The 16,628-nt window shown below is 42.9% G+C and carries 16 protein-coding genes; 6 read left to right on the forward strand and 10 right to left on the reverse strand.

Annotated features, from left to right (window positions below; translation table 11 throughout):
* Nucleotides 1-10 precede the first annotated feature (10 nt).
* From ccoG to WAX86_RS00325, 3 genes are all read right to left on the reverse strand, one after another.
* Nucleotides 11-1,348, reverse strand: coding sequence for a cytochrome c oxidase accessory protein CcoG (gene ccoG / locus WAX86_RS00315; protein WP_138242679.1), 1,338 nt, complete (start codon nucleotides 1,346-1,348; stop codon nucleotides 11-13).
* Nucleotides 1,349-1,536: 188 nt separating this feature from the next.
* Nucleotides 1,537-1,803 carry a YihD family protein gene (locus tag WAX86_RS00320; RefSeq protein ID WP_005302176.1) on the reverse strand — a complete coding sequence of 89 codons (267 nt, stop codon included), beginning with the start codon at nucleotides 1,801-1,803 and terminating at the stop codon, nucleotides 1,537-1,539.
* Between the two features lie 175 nt (nucleotides 1,804-1,978).
* Nucleotides 1,979-2,152 carry a hypothetical protein gene (locus tag WAX86_RS00325; protein WP_005302173.1) on the reverse strand — a complete coding sequence of 58 codons (174 nt, stop codon included), beginning with the start codon at nucleotides 2,150-2,152 and terminating at the stop codon, nucleotides 1,979-1,981.
* A 380-nt stretch (nucleotides 2,153-2,532) separates the two neighbouring features.
* Here WAX86_RS00325 and WAX86_RS00330 point away from each other — a divergent pair, with 380 nt between their 5' ends.
* Together WAX86_RS00330 and WAX86_RS00335 are read left to right on the forward strand one after the other, a co-directional pair.
* Nucleotides 2,533-3,207: a FadR/GntR family transcriptional regulator gene (locus WAX86_RS00330; RefSeq protein WP_065171008.1), complete on the forward strand. Its 675-nt coding sequence runs from the start codon at nucleotides 2,533-2,535 to the stop codon at nucleotides 3,205-3,207.
* A 165-nt stretch (nucleotides 3,208-3,372) separates the two neighbouring features.
* Nucleotides 3,373-4,032, forward strand: a complete 660-nt coding sequence (locus tag WAX86_RS00335) for a hemolysin III family protein (RefSeq protein WP_065171009.1) — start codon at nucleotides 3,373-3,375, stop codon at nucleotides 4,030-4,032.
* A 48-nt stretch (nucleotides 4,033-4,080) separates the two neighbouring features.
* Here WAX86_RS00335 and WAX86_RS00340 read toward each other — a convergent pair whose 3' ends face one another.
* From WAX86_RS00340 to def, 6 genes are all read right to left on the reverse strand, one after another.
* Complete coding sequence (locus WAX86_RS00340; protein ID WP_109375370.1) at nucleotides 4,081-5,433, reverse strand: phosphatidylserine decarboxylase family protein; 1,353 nt, start codon at nucleotides 5,431-5,433, stop codon at nucleotides 4,081-4,083.
* Between the two features lie 514 nt (nucleotides 5,434-5,947).
* Nucleotides 5,948-7,393 (reverse strand): TrkH family potassium uptake protein, encoded by a 1,446-nt coding sequence (locus tag WAX86_RS00345; RefSeq protein WP_005302162.1) that lies wholly within the window; start codon nucleotides 7,391-7,393, stop codon nucleotides 5,948-5,950.
* A 6-nt stretch (nucleotides 7,394-7,399) separates the two neighbouring features.
* Nucleotides 7,400-8,776, reverse strand: a complete 1,377-nt coding sequence (gene trkA, locus WAX86_RS00350; protein WP_005302158.1) for a Trk system potassium transporter TrkA — start codon at nucleotides 8,774-8,776, stop codon at nucleotides 7,400-7,402.
* A gap of 188 nt (nucleotides 8,777-8,964) precedes the next feature.
* Nucleotides 8,965-10,242 carry a 16S rRNA (cytosine(967)-C(5))-methyltransferase RsmB gene (gene rsmB / locus WAX86_RS00355; RefSeq protein ID WP_065171011.1) on the reverse strand — a complete coding sequence of 426 codons (1,278 nt, stop codon included), beginning with the start codon at nucleotides 10,240-10,242 and terminating at the stop codon, nucleotides 8,965-8,967.
* Nucleotides 10,243-10,380: 138 nt separating this feature from the next.
* Nucleotides 10,381-11,325 (reverse strand): methionyl-tRNA formyltransferase, encoded by a 945-nt coding sequence (fmt, locus tag WAX86_RS00360; protein WP_068945796.1) that lies wholly within the window; start codon nucleotides 11,323-11,325, stop codon nucleotides 10,381-10,383.
* Between the two features lie 12 nt (nucleotides 11,326-11,337).
* On the reverse strand, nucleotides 11,338-11,850 hold the full coding sequence (gene def / locus WAX86_RS00365; RefSeq protein ID WP_068945797.1) for a peptide deformylase: 513 nt from the start codon (nucleotides 11,848-11,850) through the stop codon (nucleotides 11,338-11,340).
* Nucleotides 11,851-12,138: 288 nt separating this feature from the next.
* Here def and WAX86_RS00370 point away from each other — a divergent pair, with 288 nt between their 5' ends.
* The 4 genes from WAX86_RS00370 to WAX86_RS00385 all read left to right on the forward strand — a co-directional run bounded on the left by WAX86_RS00370 (nucleotide 12,139) and on the right by WAX86_RS00385 (nucleotide 15,438).
* Nucleotides 12,139-13,197, forward strand: coding sequence for a LysM peptidoglycan-binding domain-containing protein (locus tag WAX86_RS00370; protein WP_109375368.1), 1,059 nt, complete (start codon nucleotides 12,139-12,141; stop codon nucleotides 13,195-13,197).
* Nucleotides 13,198-13,199: 2 nt separating this feature from the next.
* A complete protein-coding gene (gene dprA / locus WAX86_RS00375) occupies nucleotides 13,200-14,294 on the forward strand; it encodes a DNA-processing protein DprA (protein ID WP_106142309.1) in 1,095 nt (364 codons plus the stop codon).
* 2 nt (nucleotides 14,295-14,296) lie between these two features.
* Nucleotides 14,297-14,770: a DUF494 family protein gene (locus WAX86_RS00380; protein ID WP_036764597.1), complete on the forward strand. Its 474-nt coding sequence runs from the start codon at nucleotides 14,297-14,299 to the stop codon at nucleotides 14,768-14,770.
* A gap of 110 nt (nucleotides 14,771-14,880) precedes the next feature.
* The gene (locus WAX86_RS00385) at nucleotides 14,881-15,438 is read left to right on the forward strand and encodes a topoisomerase DNA-binding C4 zinc finger domain-containing protein (protein ID WP_005302142.1); all 558 of its coding nucleotides are present in this window, start codon (nucleotides 14,881-14,883) and stop codon (nucleotides 15,436-15,438) included.
* A gap of 67 nt (nucleotides 15,439-15,505) precedes the next feature.
* On the opposite strand, the gene WAX86_RS00390 is transcribed toward WAX86_RS00385, so the two are convergent.
* Entirely contained in the window at nucleotides 15,506-16,627 is a 1,122-nt protein-coding gene (locus tag WAX86_RS00390) for a 5-(carboxyamino)imidazole ribonucleotide synthase (protein ID WP_068945801.1), read from the reverse strand.
* Nucleotide 16,628: the final 1 nt, after the last annotated feature.

The raw sequence follows: 16,628 nt of genomic DNA on the forward strand, positions 1-16,628 counted from the left end.
GTAACGTAAGTTAGTTGAGTTTGGCGATAAATCGGCTTTCTACTGTGCTGGTTTGTTGATTTTCTGTCGCTATTTTAAAAGTAATAGGCCACAGCGACTGGGTTATCTGTTTGGGCTCAACGGTGAGAGTGATTGGAATATTGGCAATTTCTTGCGGTTGTAAAATGACAGTGCGCTTTCCCTGCCAAGCCAGCGGTGTTTGGCTATCGACCGTTAATTGATATTGGGCAATGTGCTGACTTTTGTTACTCACTTTTAAGGTATAGGTATTGGCAATTTGGCCGAGATTCGTTTCTCGAAAAAGCTGATTTCGGTCACGTAACACATCAAATTCCATTGGTTTAATGGTATTGAGCGAGAAAAGAAAAGCGACAGTCATAGCACAGAGAACACCACCATAAGCGAGCAGTTTTGGCCGCAAGATGTTGGATTTTTTCCCGGTAAGTTGATGTTCTGTGGTGTAGCTAATTAAGCGTTTGGGGTAACCCATTTTAGCCATGGTGTTATCACAAGCATCAATGCAGGCTCCGCAGTTTATACACTCGTATTGCAGGCCATCTCGGATATCAATGCCAGTTGGACAGACTTGAACGCAGAGGTTGCAATCAATGCAGTCCCCTAGTCCTAACTGTTTTGGATCTTGTTTGCGCGAACGAGGCCCGCGGGGTTCGGCTCTGTCATTGTGGTATGCAACGATATAGGTGTCTTTATCAAACATGGCCGATTGAAAACGAGCATAAGGACACATGTGAAGGCAGACTGTTGCACGTAACCAACCTGCGTTTAAGTAAGTACAAAGGGTAAAAAAAACGATCCAAAAAAGTGGCCCATTAGAAAGATTAAAGGTGATGCTTTGGCTAATAAGTTGGCGGACCGGGACAAAATAACCAACAAAGCTGACCGCAGTAAAAAACGCGATCAGTAACCAAATGCAGTGTTTAACCGTTTTTTTAAGCCAAAGGGATGAACTATAACGTTTGTTATCTTGAGCGCGGCGTTTATTTGCCGGACCTTCTAGTTTTTCTTCCCACCATTGAAATAGGGCGCTCCATACTGTCTGTGGGCAGAGGTAGCCACACCATACTCGACCCAGAAACGTGGTAATAAAAAACAGAGCAAAGGCCGCAATAATAAAAATAAGGGCCAAGATGGTGAAATCTTGCGGCCATAATGTGGTGCTAAAAAGGTGAAATTGTTGGTGCTCAATATCAAATAAAATGGCTTGTCGCTGCTGATAGTTAAGCCAAGGTAGGGCAATAAATAATAGCATCAGTACCCATGTGATTTTTTGCCTTAACTTTTGGTAGTAGCCTGTTATTGCGCGAACATAAATTTTGCTTGAGGCCATAACCTAAAATCCTTTTCTGGTAGACCAAATACACCAAATATCTGTAATCAAAATGTTACTGAATGATTATATTTTAGTTGGTGGCGAAAAGGGGGAGAAAAACGTGATTTTGTGAGAGTTGTGGGGATTTACTGAGAGGAAAAGAGAGCAGGCAATAGTGAGCGTTATCACCTGCTACCGATAGGATTTTACTTAATGATGCCGCGTGCGCGTAAGATTGCGGTTTTGAAATCGTCTTCACAATCTTTAGCAAGACCTGGGATCATGGCATCTTTTTCGCTGTTACGCATTTTTAGATGATAAATCAGTACATCATCAGTCAGATCTTCTAGCTTGCCCGTATACTGAGCTTCTTGAGCCAGTTTCAGTAAGAATTCAACCAGATTTAGATCAGGATCTTTTTGCCATTCAGGGTGTAATAGCTCAATCAATTCGTTTACGCGGTGAGTTTTCATGATGGACTCCACAATTTAGGCTGATGAATCGCGATAGGATTCTATTGTCATAGTTTTAGTGTGGGTAACTTATACTAAAGCGAGGAGAGAGACAAACAGCATTATGCAGAAATCAGAAAAAATTGAGCAGAGGTAAAACTGCTCAATTCTATGAATATGGGGTCAAGCGATTGATTTAAGCCGCTTTAGGATCTTCAGTTGTAGTATGTGTTTCTACTGTAGTCTCTTGGTTTGGCAAAGTATGAACTTGTGCTGTTTTTGTTTTCGCTTGGAATCGTGGTGCGTGGGATGTCGTACGAAAACGAGATGGACTACGAGGGGCAAAGCGAGCAAATGAAGCTGGGCGCATGGTAATTTACCTTTCATCACGCGCGTCCGTGCAAAAACAAGAGATCAGAATACACAAGGGACGATTCCATTTTGGTTCTATCCCTAACCAAAGAGTGGATTCTGATGTGGTTAACTTTTCGCCGCTAAGGATAACAACGGTTATACTAAAAGTCGAGCAAAAATTAACCGCTGTTTTATTGCTTGCGGAGAATGAACGAACAAATGGCGAAAAAGCCATGCGATTACCATGAATTTTAAGCTTTGGTGACAATTCATTGCTTGCTTTGTGGTGTAATATCACAACGATGTGAATTCAGCCCATAGCCATTGGAGACTCGTTATTCCGTATAATGGGCTTACTTAGAACTACAATTATAACTGTGCCTTGGGAGAGGAGCTATGGATCAACAACAGCGTATTATTGCGAATCGCAACTTATCTTATAAGCTGGCAGAAGCGATTGGTCGCCGAATTTTAGAAGGCGAAACCGCTCCGGGTGATATTTTACCTGGCGAAGTGGAGCTGGGTGAGATGTATGGTGTAAGCCGTACTGCGGTACGTGAAGCGATTAAAATGTTGGCGGCAAAAGGCTTAGTATTACCTCGCCCTCGTATCGGCACTCGTGTGATGCCAAAGAAAAACTGGAACTACCTGGATCAGGATTTGTTGGCGTGGCTAAGTTTCGATAAGCACTCTGAAATTATTGCTGAATTCCAAAAAGTGCGTCAAACGTTAGAACCACAAGCAGCGGCACTTGCCGCGATTAATGCCAGTGATGATGAGCGCCAAGAGTTACATCAATTGATGCTGGAGATGCACGCATTAGGCGATGATTTTAATCAAGAGCGTTGGATTGAAGTGGATACTCGTTTTCATCAGCTGATTTATTTTGCTTCTGGGAACCATTTTATCAGCCCGTTTGGTAACTTATTTAAAGCGGTATTTGAGAAGTATTTCCGAGTAGTGACTCGCGAGCAAATCTTAAAGTTAGAACTGCACCAACAAATTGTTGATGGCATCTTAGAGAAAGATTCAGACAAGGCTTATCAGGCATCCTTAGCATTAGTTAAATAAATTAAAACAAGCTGGTTCATTGAAAAAGCGGATAGTAACCTGTTGGTTATTATCCGCTTTTTTGTTTGTTACAAAAAATACGGAATTTCAGCTTACACGTGTAAGCTAACTTATGCCATACTGATGCCATCAGCGATATAACGTTATTTGTAGAAGGTTGCTAACATGGACAAAAAGCCCCAACTTGCGGCTGGATATTCGGTAAAAGAAGAAATTGCCAATAGTGTGAGTCATGGTTTAGGCATGATTTTTGGCATTGTTGGGTTAGTGTTGCTATTAGTGCAAGCCGTGAATGCAAAAGCAGATGCTCTTAGTATTGTCAGTTTGAGTATCTACGGTGGCAGTATGATTCTGCTTTATCTTGCTTCAACACTTTACCATGCCATTCCTTTTGAACGGGCTAAGCGAGCACTTAAGACTTTCGATCACTGCGCGATTTTTCTTTTGATTGCAGGAACCTATACCCCATTTTTATTGATTTCCCTACGTACACCATTAGCGATCACGTTAATGGTCATTATCTGGTTATTAGCTTTGATGGGGATAGCGGCCAAGATTGTATTTGTCTATCGCTTTAAAAAACTCTCCCTTATTACTTATCTGACAATGGGGTGGTTATCGTTAATTGCGATTTATCAGTTAGCTATGGCATTGTCGACGGGGGGATTAGTTCTACTGGCATTAGGGGGATTGATCTACTCAATTGGGGTGGTGTTTTATGTTAATAAACGAATTCCCTATAACCACGCAATTTGGCATCTATTTGTATTAGGCGGTTCAATTTGCCATTTTTGTGCCATCTATTTTTATGTTAAGCCCATATAATTAATAACAAAAAGGACGGTATCACCGTCCTTTTTGTTGTCTAAATCATTATTGATTTTTAACCGTTGCGATACGGCTACATACTGGGATGTTAGTTGCATCTAAACCAGGTGTAGTGTTATGGAAATCAAATTCCAACTCAACTTCTGGACGGAAGATTAGACAGTGAGTTGAACCACCAAAGTGGAACATACCTAACTCATCCCCTTTATTAATGTGCTGGCCTTCTAGTACGGTAATATCACAAGAAGAAACTTCTGCCATACCCACAGCAATAAAACACATTAAACCAATCTTTGGATTGTCTGATTCAATAAAGATTACGGCACGAGTGGCAACTGCAGTTAAAAAAGGCTGAGAGTTATTTGGTGCGCTGTCATCAGCACCTTCTGGATTACAGAAGCCTTGATAACGGTTACCTAAATAATAAGAGCCGTTTAGCATATAAGCTTTTTTCACCGTACCACTGACTGGACTATTCCAGCGGTGATAACTAAGAGCACTTAAAAAGGCTTGATAAATCGTACCGCCAACAAATTGCTCTGCAAGAGGATCAAAGCCCATCATATTCTCTAGAGAATAAGGTTGACCTTTTAGCCAAAACTGAGCGGACTTATCAACATTTTTGACAACTTGTAATGGTGCTGACTCACAGGCATTAGCAATAACATCATCCCCTTGCGCTACTGGACGAACACCCGGCTTGAAAGTACGAGTAAAGAAATCATCCCAAGAAGCAAAACCATAATAGGTATCGCTAGGATCGCAATTAAAGAAGTCTGCAAACTCTTGATTACGTTTTTCTGAATCTAGAGGGTCAGCTTGACATGCAACCTCGATAATCTTTCTTTTTGCATCTGCACTTAACCAACCCGCAACTTGAGGAACACGATCTGGGTAATCGTTGATCAATACAGAACGAGACTCAGGACTAGAAAGATACTGACTCCAGTAGCTAAGAATTTTCTTCAATTGTTGGTTAACTAATTCATTTGCAAAAAAGATATTACCGGCATCAGTTGCCATTGGCCAATCGAGCAAAGCGTTGATAGGAAAGCCAATTAAGCCATAAGGTTCTAGAGCCCCTTCTTTTGGATCAAAGTACTCAGTGTACTCTGGTGCTTGCGTCATAATTTGATTAAGCAAAACCAAAAACTCATTAAAGTCACTCACAGCCATACCATTTAGCGGTGTAAGATCTTTATGACTTTTTGCTTCGGTAAACATTTCTTGAGCAAGTGATGCTAAAACTGGGTTGGTTGCCACGAGTTGTTTAAATTCCGCAATCGGAGCAACAAGTTCAGCATTGAAATCGGTACGAGATTTAAGACTTTGGATCCAAGCCTGAGTATGAGCTCGGTTTTGTGGTAGCCAAGTATTAGTTCGATTGGCACTTGTCATGATCATAATCCTTCATTTATTAATTAAAACTGATACTAATTGAATCGTGTTTTATATCGTTGTAATTAGTAATAACACGCTTTATTCACACTGCCTACTCACGAAAAAAGTAAGCTGAATATGCAAATATCAACAATAGGCTAATAATAGTGGTGGGATTTATGGTGTAATTTTTGATGTGAATTGTGGTTTTTATTTTTAATAACAAGTAATTAAGTGGTTTTGCGTTTGTCGCTGGTTATAGTGTTAGTCTATTTTTAGGTTCTGTTATTCGTCAACTTTGTATCAATTTTTGCTAAGTTAATGATTGGTAAATATGCAGTTCAATTTTAATGAATTGCTATTGGTTAAATTTAATTTTCTTGTAAAAACATAACATTAGTTATTTTATCTACTACATGGTTTATATCGAGATTATGCTTATTTTAAACAAGTAATTAGGATTTTGTGCCTTTTTATCGATAAAAAAAGAGAGCTTAATCGCTCTCTTTGGATGGTTACTATTACTGTCTGTTTAGTCACGCCAAAAGGCTGGGGAGAACACCACTAATACGGTGAGGATCTCAAGACGGCCCATTAACATACCAAAGCTCAATACCCATTTGGCAGCATCCGGTAGGCCTGCAAAGTTACCTGTAGGGCCAATCACGGTACCCATACCAGGACCAACGTTAGCAACAGCGGTAACGGCACCGGTAATACTGGTGATCGGATCAAGACCCATTAAACCTAATACTGCGGCAACAAATACTATGGTTAAGATATAAGTAAGGGCAAATGCCACCACTGAGCTGACGACGCTTTCGGTAACAGGGCGTTGATTGTAGCGCTGAACAAAAACCCCTGATGGGTGGATTAACTGCATCATCTGTTTTTTCAGCAACGCAAAGGCGATTTGAAAACGGAAGATTTTCATACCCCCTGACGTTGATCCTGAACAAGCCCCGGCTAGCATAATAAAGCCGAAGATGATGCTTGGCAGTGGGCCCCAAGCGGTGAAATCATCCAAACCAAAACCTGTGGTCGTGACAACCGAAACAATATTAAAGGTTGAAACTCGAATCGCATCCAGTACCTGATAGTTCATTTTAACCACTAACCAAGCAGCAACAATGGCGCTTGATACTAGAACCAAAACGGTATAACCCTTAACCTGCGCATCACCAAACAGTAAACGAGCTTTCTTTTTCTTTAACGCTTGGACAAACAGTAAGAAAGGCAAGCCGCCGGCGAACATAAAGACGGTTGCAACCCAGTGGGCACTGTGAGAAAAGGCGTTCATTGATTTATCGGTTGTAGAATATCCACCAGTCGATAAAGTTGTGAAGGCGTGGTTAATAGCATCAAAGGTATTCATCCCTGCTAGGATAAAACCAATAATGCACAGCGCTGTTAGGGTCAAATAGACATTCACAATGTTTTTGGCCACGCTTTTGGTTCGAGGGGCACTTTTATCTGACCAATCAGATGATTCTGTTTGGAACAGACGCATACCACCTACGTTTAGCATTGGCAAAATGGCTACTGCCATAACGATAAAGCCAACACCACCAAGCCACTGCAGGGTTGAACGCCATAACAAAATGCTTGGCGCCATTCCATCAAGACCGCTTAATACGGTTGAACCTGTCGTTGTGATCCCCGACATGGTTTCAAAGTACGCATCGGTAAAGCTGATGTGATTTATAAAGACAAAAGGTAAAGCGGCAAAGGCGCTAGCGACTGTCCACACCAAGGTGGTAAGCAGAAACATATCGCGCACACTGAGCTTAAATTCTTTTGTTCGACCAAAGGTTAGACATAAAAATGCAACGGTGTGGGTAATAATCACCGCCGTGGCAAAATCGATAAACCCTTCGGTACCAGTAAAAAATGCCACTAATGTGGGCACGTACATAAATAGGGCTAGCTTAGATAAAACTAACCCCAGTACGAATAATATGGGACGAAAATTGACCATAATAAATTACAAGAAGAATGGACTTGGTTGGAATAGACGCTCAACGTCAGGGATGTATTTCTTATCAACTAAGAACATAACCACGTGATCATCTTGTTCGATAACCGTTCTGTCGTGGGCGATGAGCACTTCTTCGCCTCGAACAATGGCACCAATGGTGGTACCTGGCGGCAATTTAATATCACCTACCGCTCGACCAACAACTTTAGAGGTACTCGCATCACCATGGGCAATAGCCTCAATAGCTTCTGCAGCACCGCGACGAAGAGAAGAGACATTAACAATATCAGCCTTACGAACATGGGTTAGTAGTGCAGAGATGGTTGCTTGTTGTGGTGAGATTGCAATATCTATGGTGCCACCTTGTACTAAATCAACATAGGCTCCACGCTGGATAAGCACCATAACTTTCTTGGCACCCATACGTTTTGCAAGCATGGCTGACATGATATTGGCTTCATCATCGTTAGTAACGGCAATAAACACATCAATTTGTTCGATATGTTCTTCACTAAGCAGTTCTTGATCCGAGGCATCACCACAAAAGACGATGGTTTTTTGCAGTATTTCCGATAAATTTTCGGCGCGATCGGGATTACGCTCAATCAGTTTTACACTGTAGCTTTGCTCTAGACGACGAGCAAGGCCGGCACCAATATTACCACCACCAACAATCATAATGCGTTTGTATGGTTTCTCTAGTCGCTGCAATTCACTCATAACAGAACGAATGTGATTACTTGCTGCAACAAAAAAGACTTCATCATCGGCTTCGATAATGGTGGTACCTTGCGGGCGAATAGGGCGACCCTGACGGAAAATGGCAGCAACACGAGTATCAACATGAGGCATGTGTTCGCGTAGTGCAGAGAGGGCGTTACCAACTAATGGACCACCATAATAGGCTTTCACTGCAACTAGACCGACTTTATCTTCGGCAAAACCGACCACTTGTAATGCACCTGGGTATTCAATCAGGCGTTCAATATAGCCTGTGACTAACTCTTCTGGGGCGATCAGATGGTCAACAGGAACCGCGTCTGATTGGAACAGTTGCTCTTTTTCTTTGATGTATTCAGGAGAACGAATACGAGCAACTCGATTTGGGGTATTAAACAGGGAGAAAGCGATCTGACAGGCAATCATATTGGTTTCGTCTGAATTGGTGACGGCAACTAACATGTCGGCATCTTGTGCCCCTGCTTCGCGTAATGTTCTAGGATGACTTGCAAAGCCCTGCACTACACGTAAATCGAATTTATCTTGCAATTCACGCAGACGCTCTGGGTCTTTATCGACGATAGTTATGTCGTTGTTCTCACCGACAAGGTTTTCAGCGAGAGTCCCGCCAACCTGTCCAGCTCCGAGAATAATGATTTTCATAGCTTATGCCTGATTAATAGAGTCTCGATAGATTACTATGCTTAACATTAATAATCACCGTTTGCTGCTCGGTTTTTATACAGAGTGCCAGTTTTTCACAATCCTATTCTTGAGAGTGATATTAAGCAAACAGTAACGAAAAAGCGGAACTTGATAGGTAAGTTCCGCTTATATTAAGAGATAATTGGTTAGGCTTTCTGTAGTACCGCGTAATAGAAGCCATCCATATTTTCTTCACCAGGTAGGATCTGACGACCCGGATTGGTCGCTTCTGAACCAACAAGAGTGGCATCTGCTGTACGCGCTAAGAATGCAGAAACTTGATCACGGTTTTCTTGCGGTGTGATAGAGCAGGTTGCATACACCAAAGTACCACCGGATTTTAGTTGCAACCACATCGCATCAAAAATTTCAGCCTGAAGTTGAGCTAGTGCTGCAATGTCTTCGCCGCGACGAAGCCACTTAATATCTGGGTGGCGGCGGATTACGCCGGTTGCAGAACATGGAGCATCGAGAAGAATACGATCGAACTTATCACCATCCCACCATTTGTCTGGATAACGCGCATCGGCACACAGCACTTTTGCTTGTAAATTTAGACGTTGTAAGTTGTCATGAACTCGGGCTAGACGATGTTCATCACAATCGATAGCAACCACTTGAGCTGAAGGAACATGCTCTAAAATGTGAGCCGTTTTACCACCGGGTGCGGCACAACAATCTAAGATCAATTCGCCAGCTTGTGGTTGTAAGTACTCAATGGCTAATTGTGCTGCTGCATCTTGTACTGATACCCAACCTTGCTCAAATCCTGGCAGCTTATACACATCACAAGGGCTTAATAGGCGTAGCGCATCTCCCGCTTGTGGGTGCAGTTCCGTTGCGATACCTTCAGCATCAAGTAACTTACGATATTCATCGCGGTTATGGTGTTGGCGGTTTACTCGTAGCCACATCGGTGCTTTGGTATTGTTAGCCGCGCAGATGGCATCTACATCATTTGGGTAAGCTTGTTTTAGTAGTTTCAATAGCCAGCTTGGATGGCCATATTTGCCTGCATCGTGGCTTACCGCTTGGGCATCAAGCTCTTGCTGCTGACGCTGATAGTTACGCAAAATAGCGTTAACCAGCCCACGTAACTGAGGTTTTTTCAGGTTTTTGGTGGCATTTACCGTTTCGGCAACGGCTGCATGGGCTGGAATACGCATATAACCCAATTGATATAAACCGACCAAAATAAGGTGATGGAATACGCGTTGTTTGCCTTTTAGTGGCTTATCCATCAGTTTTTGGGTGATGGATTCTAAACGGGGTAACCAACGTAGGACGCCGTAGCAGATCTCTTGCAGTAACGCTTGATCGCGCTCTTTGATCTGTTGCTGGGCAGCCGGAAGTGCTGTAGAGAGTGATTGACCTTGATCGACCACTTGGTAAATGACTTGGGCTGCTGCCGCTCTTACATTCATACCTATACCTGTTATTGGTGCACCATCTCTGATGCGCTTTTTCTGTGATAAAGAAAAATAAAGTTAAAGCCCAACCAATGATGTTGGGCCTATTAATGTTTGCACTTATATCATAGTAACAAGAACAAACTTAAGCGGTTACAGTACGCTACCAACTTCAAACCACTCACGACGAGAGTTCAATAAGTCTTGTACTTGCATCGCTTTCTTACCTGGAGGTTGTAACTCTAGTAGGCGTAAGGCGCCATGGCCTGTTGCAACAACGATACCGTGCTTATCCGCACTTAAAATGGTGCCCGGCTGTTTACCGTGCTCTTCTGCAACCACTTCACTGCGCCATACTTTGATATTTTGTTCGCTTACTTCAAAGTAGCTCATTGGCCAAGGATTGAATGCTCGAACACAACGTTCAATGGCGACAGCATCCATAGTCCAATCAATTTTCGCTTCTTCTTTGCTTAGCTTTTTCGCGTAGTTTGCTTGTTCATCATCTTGTTTGGTGGCAACCGCTTTACCTGTCGCAATATCTGCTAGGCAGTCAACTAATGCTACAGGACCCAGTTCTGCCAGTTTTTCATACATGGTCGCACTAGTGTCGTTAGCTTCAATTGGTAACGTCGCAATTTGCAGCATATCACCGGTATCTAAACCTTCGTCCATCTGCATAATCGTTACGCCAGTCTCGCTATCGCCAGCCCAAATCGAACGTTGAATTGGTGCAGCACCACGCCAACGAGGCAGAATGGAGCCATGAACGTTAATACAACCCAGTTTCGGTGTATCTAACACTTCTTTTGGTAGTAATAGACCATAAGCAACCACAACCATCAGATCAGCATTTAAAGCTGCAAGCTCTTGTTGCGCTTCTTCATTGCGTAGAGACGCTGGCTGATAAACCGGAATATCGTGCTCAAGAGCAATGTGTTTTACTGGGCTTGCGGTCAATTTTTTACCACGGCCAGCTGGGCGATCGGGCTGAGTGTATACTGCAATAACTTCGTGTTCTGAAGATAACAACGCCGCCAAATGACGGGCGGCGAAGTCAGGAGTACCAGCAAATACAATACGTAATGGCTTGCTCAAGGTAACCTCTAATTAATGTTGTTTTTGGTTAGAACGTTGGAGCTTTTCTAACTTTTGTTTAATACGTTGACGTTTTAACGGCGATAGATAATCAACAAAAAGCTTACCATTTAGATGATCCAGTTCATGTTGGACACAAATAGCCAGTAATCCATCGGCTTCAAAACGGTAGCTTTGGCCGTCTCTATCCAGCGCTGTAACCGATACCTCGGCAGCTCGTGGAATATAAGCACGAGAGCCAGGGACCGATAAACATCCTTCTTCAATACCATCATCACCACTTGTGGCAGTAATTTCAGGATTGATTAAGACCATAGGTTGATCTCGGGTCGATGAGGTATCGATCACCACAATACGTCGGTGAATATTCACTTGAGTCGCAGCTAATCCCACGCCTTCTTCGTGATACATGGTCTCTAACATATCATCAACGATCTGTTGGATTTCAGCATCAACCTTGTCTACTGGTTGCGCGATTGTTCGCAAGCGATCGTCAGGAAACGTTAATACGGGTAATAAAGACATAGCGACTCAACTTATCAACTGGGTGATATCAGTAAATTCGATTGTCCTAATTCTAGTCATTTTAGGGTTTAAATAACAGTCTAGATAAAAAGGGTATCTTGAGGCCCAGTATTTTAGGGTGCGGTATTCATCGCTAACTTGATGCTGTTTTTTTGCAATAACCAAAATAAACAGTGATGTTTGCCGAAAAGGTTATGGATGTTATAGCGTGAGTAATAGACAGATCTTAATGTCAATGCGACCCTTTCTCTTTGGGGAAATCTTACGCGTAAACAAGGAAGTAATGGCATGAAGCGGTGGTTAGGGTTAGTGGGTTTAGCATTATGGGTACCGTTGGTTTGGGCTGACTACTTACCTATAGTGAGAAAAGATGCGCCACAAACTTATATCGTTAAAAAAGGTGATACGTTGTGGGATATTTCATCGTATTTTCTTGATAATCCTTGGTTATGGCCAAAGTTATGGCACGCCAATAGCTATATTAAAAATCCGCATTTAATTTATCCAGGTGACCGATTACGCTTACGTTGGGTGAAAGGCCAGCCCCAATTAGTTTTGGATAGGGGTAAAGCTCAAGTGAAATTGACGCCTAAAATGCGCATTGCAAGTTCACCCATTACCACCTTACATGACAGTTTAATGTTTCCTTATTTAGCTGAAGACAAGTTACTTTCTGCCCAAAGCTTAGAAAATGTAGCCCGAGTGATAGGGTCAAGTGATGGCCGCAGTTATATGGCTCCTGGTGATACGATTTGGGTTGATAGCATTCTTGATGGTGGCAGTGAATGGTGGATTTATCGCATTAATGAAACATTCTCTCGTGAAGGAGAAGGGACTAAACATCAAGTGATGGCTCTTCAAGAGGTAGCCAAAGCCCGTGTTAAAGCCATTGATAAAGAACGCAGTTTGCTAAGACTGACGCAATTACGACAAGAGATTCATCAAAATGATTTAGTGCTTCCTGCTCCAATTGATACTCGTAGTTTAAATATGTCTTTTGCTCCAACCGTGGCCCCAAGTCAGCTTCAAGCTCAGGTAGTTGGTTCTATTTCGGGTCAGCAATATATGGCGTCAAAACAAGTGATAATACTCGATCGTGGTCATCTAGATAACTTTGAGCCGGGGCAGGTGTTTAAATTGTATCGTGATGGGGCTGATATTTCTGGTCCAAAAGGGGAATACGCTTATCACGACAGTCGATTCTCCGGTGCTGAACAACAGTTGAAGCACATTGAGGTGGGTGAGGTTATGGTCTTACGTCCCTATGAGTATTTTAGTTTAGCTGTAGTAACAAAGAGTTTTGAACCATTTAAAGCAGGAGTTGTGGCATTACCGCCAACATATTAATAATGGACGATATCCATGCTTGGCTGAAATTGGTGGCTGTTCCTGGACTCGGTGGCCACCGTATCAGTCGTTTATTACAACACGCAATGCCAGAGCAAATTATGGCAATGGATGAGTCTGAACTGCGAAGTATCGGGTTGACGCTAAAGCAGGTTGCCGCCATTAAGCATCCCGACAATAAGAAAATAGATTTGGCGCTAAATTGGCAGCAGCGTCCCCATTGTCACATTATTCCTTTAGTTTCGCCCTTGTATCCACCTTTATTAAAGGAGATCAGCTCAGCACCTCCTTTGTTATTTGTTAAAGGTGATCCTTCTTTCTTAGCCCAGCCTCAAATTGCCATTATTGGTAGTCGCTCAGCCAGTATTGATGGTCGAGAAATTGCCGCTGACTTTGCTGCAAATATTGTGGCGCAAAATTATGTGGTAACCAGTGGCTTAGCCTTGGGCATCGATAGTCAAGCTCATCAAGGAGCCCTACGTCATGGCGGGGCAACCATTGCCGTTTTAGGTTCCGGGCTGGAGCAGATTTATCCCGCATGTCACAAATCGTTAGCTGCAAGTATTGTTGAGCAGGGCGCTCTTGTCTCTGAGTTTTGGCCGCAAGAAAAACCACGAGCCCAATTTTTTCCACGTAGAAATCGGATTATTAGCGGTTTATCTGTTGGAGTATTGGTTGTGGAAGCGGCTCAAAAAAGTGGATCATTAATTACGGCTAATTATGCTTTAGAGCAAGGCCGAGAGGTCTTTGCTATACCGGGTTCTATTTATAATCCCGCCAGCCGAGGTTGTAATGCATTGATAAAATCGGGTGCTAAACTTGTAGAAAGTGCTCAAGATATTTTCGAGGAGGTAGGCGCCCTAACAGAATGCGCAATTAATCACCAATTAAGCCAAGCTCTACCCGAGACAGAAAATGAACAATTGCCATTTCCTGAACTGTTGGCTACCGTAGGCAGCGAAGTGATACCAGTCGATGTCTTAGCTGAGCGCAGCCAAATGCCAGTTCATGATGTCATGACGCAATTATTAGAATTAGAATTGCTCGGATTGGTCACCGCATTACCCGGTGGTTATATCAGAACGAGGAGGGGCTAGCCATGATGGATATACTGATGTACTTGTTTGAAACCTACATTCAAAGCGATGCTGAACTCATGTTGGATCAAGATGAGTTATCGGAAGAGTTGGTGCGCGCAGGGTTTCATCAAGATGATATCTATAAGGCACTAAATTGGTTGGAAAACCTCGCAGCACTGCAAGAAGATAGCGATACACCATATGCCAATATGAGTGCGATCACTTCGATGCGTATTTATACGCCACAAGAGATGCAACGTCTTGATATCGCATGTCGTGGCTTTTTGACGTACCTTGAACAACTGAACGTGCTTAGTACTGAGACACGAGAAATGGTTGTTGATCGAGTAATGGAACTCGATACCAATGAGTTCACACTCGATGATCTGAAATGGATTATTTTAATGGTACTGTTCAACGCGCCAGATAATGAAAATGCATATACTCAGATGGAAGAGTTGCTATATGGCACTCAAGAAGGGTATCTCCATTAAGATAGCCAATAAAAGTGAACAGATCGGGTAATATCGGCCCGATTTTTCATTTTTTATTCTACCGCGATTTGCTACTGTAGCTTTATTGATCACTGCTGGTATTTCCTTCTATGTCGCACTCATCGTTATTTTCTAATCATGAACATGCCTTAACGCAAACTTGCCCTCAATGTGGTGAGCCATTGCAAATGCGCTTTGGTAAACATGGACCTTTTCTTGGTTGTAGCCATTATCCAGAGTGTGATTATATTCAACCGCTAAAGCAAAATGATGGCCACATAGTGAAATTACTGGGCGTTCCTTGTCCTAAGTGCCAACAAGAATTAGTGTTGCGCCAAGGTCGATTTGGAATGTTCATTGGCTGTTCCAGCTATCCTCAATGCGATTATATCTCTTCACCAGAAAAGCCAGCGGAAGAGACACATATCGCTTGCCCTGAATGTAAAACAGGTCATTTAGTCGAGCGTAAGTCCCGTTATGGCAAACTGTTTTACGCCTGCGATCAATATCCACGCTGTCGTTTTGCTGTGAACAATAAGCCTGTGATTGGAGAGTGCCAATCGTGCCATTATCCCTTATTAATAGAGAAAAAACTGGCCGCAGGTGTGAAGTTGCAGTGTGCTAACCGTCATTGCCAAGCCTATCAAGATAGTACCGATACTAAATAAACCTAAGGCGCTGATTGTGAGCGCCTTAGATGGATTGGTATTGTTTGATTCGAGAGTTAATAGGATATCAGTGCTCTCTCGGTAGGGCTGGAAATTGGGTCTCTGGTAGAATCGACCCTAAGTGCTGTAACGCCAGCTGCAGTTGTTCTGTGGTGGCTGCAGTCACATTAATATGCCCCATTTTTCGCCCAACTCTCGCTTCTTTACCATACCAATGTACGCTGCAATATGGCAGTTGGTAAATTTCGGTTGGCAAAGAATCAATGCCTAAAATGTTGATCATTGCGGTGGCGCATCGTGCAGCAGTATCACCACAAGGCAGGCCGCAAACTGCCCGGATATGATTTGCAAATTGGCAACATAAGGTACCTTGTTGGGTCCAATGGCCTGAGTTATGAACTCTAGGTGCAATCTCATTGACCAGCAGTTGATCATTGACATCAAACAGTTCAATCGCCAACACACCAACATAATCTAATTGTTCTGCAACTTGACTAAAAATACAGTTAGCCTGTTGTTGCAGCTTGTTATCTTCTATTAACGCCGTGGAAAGACTCAAAACGCCATTAGTGTGGATATTCTCGGTTAATGGGTAGGTGGTGATATTACCTTGCTTATCACGAACCCCGATTATGGAAACTTCGCGCTGAAATGGGATCCAAGCTTCTGCAATAATGGCTTGATTTGGTGTGGCTGCAATACACGCTGCCAGCTGAGGCCAAAGCGAGGCGACATCGTGTTGATCATGCAGACGCCACTGACCTTTTCCATCGTACCCTCCCAATGTACTTTTTAGTACCAAAGGTAGACCTATTGCAGTGATTGCTGAGATCAAATCGTCTTGATTATGGATGATGTGATAGGGTGCACTAGCTACTTGGGCATTATCGAGCAATGCTTTTTCTTTTGCGCGATCACCACCAATTTTTATGGTTTCTGGCGCGGGAAAGAGTTTGCCGCTTTGTTGGCATAAATCCAAAATATCGTGGGCAATATGTTCAAACTCTGCCGTGATTACATCGCTCTGTGCAATGGCTTGCTCAAGGCTATATGGATAAGTTTGCCCACTAATTGGATGGACTATGGTATTGGTCGTCACATCGAATGCCAGAACATTAATATTTAGTGGCGTTGCAGCGAGAGACATCATTCGAGCCAACTGGCCTGCACCTAAGATCAATACTTGCATA

Source organism: Photobacterium damselae subsp. damselae (assembly GCF_038086725.1).
Classification (GTDB): domain Bacteria; phylum Pseudomonadota; class Gammaproteobacteria; order Enterobacterales; family Vibrionaceae; genus Photobacterium; species Photobacterium damselae.

What these genes read in the sequence shown, in the direction of transcription:
- WAX86_RS00320 (WP_005302176.1), bottom strand. Translation starts at nt 1,803, where the DNA reads ATGAAAACTCACCGCGTAAACGAATTGATTGAGCTATTACACCCTGAA.
- WAX86_RS00345 (WP_005302162.1), bottom strand. Translation starts at nt 7,393, where the DNA reads ATGGTCAATTTTCGTCCCATATTATTCGTACTGGGGTTAGTTTTATCT.
- rsmB (WP_065171011.1), bottom strand. Translation starts at nt 10,242, where the DNA reads ATGAATGTAAGAGCGGCAGCAGCCCAAGTCATTTACCAAGTGGTCGAT.
- WAX86_RS00385 (WP_005302142.1), top strand. Translation starts at nt 14,881, where the DNA reads ATGTCGCACTCATCGTTATTTTCTAATCATGAACATGCCTTAACGCAA.
- dprA (WP_106142309.1), top strand. Translation starts at nt 13,200, where the DNA reads ATGGACGATATCCATGCTTGGCTGAAATTGGTGGCTGTTCCTGGACTC.
- WAX86_RS00380 (WP_036764597.1), top strand. Translation starts at nt 14,297, where the DNA reads ATGATGGATATACTGATGTACTTGTTTGAAACCTACATTCAAAGCGAT.
- ccoG (WP_138242679.1), bottom strand. Translation starts at nt 1,348, where the DNA reads ATGGCCTCAAGCAAAATTTATGTTCGCGCAATAACAGGCTACTACCAA.
- def (WP_068945797.1), bottom strand. Translation starts at nt 11,850, where the DNA reads ATGTCTTTATTACCCGTATTAACGTTTCCTGACGATCGCTTGCGAACA.
- WAX86_RS00370 (WP_109375368.1), top strand. Translation starts at nt 12,139, where the DNA reads ATGAAGCGGTGGTTAGGGTTAGTGGGTTTAGCATTATGGGTACCGTTG.
- trkA (WP_005302158.1), bottom strand. Translation starts at nt 8,776, where the DNA reads ATGAAAATCATTATTCTCGGAGCTGGACAGGTTGGCGGGACTCTCGCT.
- WAX86_RS00335 (WP_065171009.1), top strand. Translation starts at nt 3,373, where the DNA reads ATGGACAAAAAGCCCCAACTTGCGGCTGGATATTCGGTAAAAGAAGAA.
- WAX86_RS00390 (WP_068945801.1), bottom strand. Translation starts at nt 16,627, where the DNA reads ATGCAAGTATTGATCTTAGGTGCAGGCCAGTTGGCTCGAATGATGTCT.
- WAX86_RS00330 (WP_065171008.1), top strand. Translation starts at nt 2,533, where the DNA reads ATGGATCAACAACAGCGTATTATTGCGAATCGCAACTTATCTTATAAG.
- WAX86_RS00325 (WP_005302173.1), bottom strand. Translation starts at nt 2,152, where the DNA reads ATGCGCCCAGCTTCATTTGCTCGCTTTGCCCCTCGTAGTCCATCTCGT.
- WAX86_RS00340 (WP_109375370.1), bottom strand. Translation starts at nt 5,433, where the DNA reads ATGACAAGTGCCAATCGAACTAATACTTGGCTACCACAAAACCGAGCT.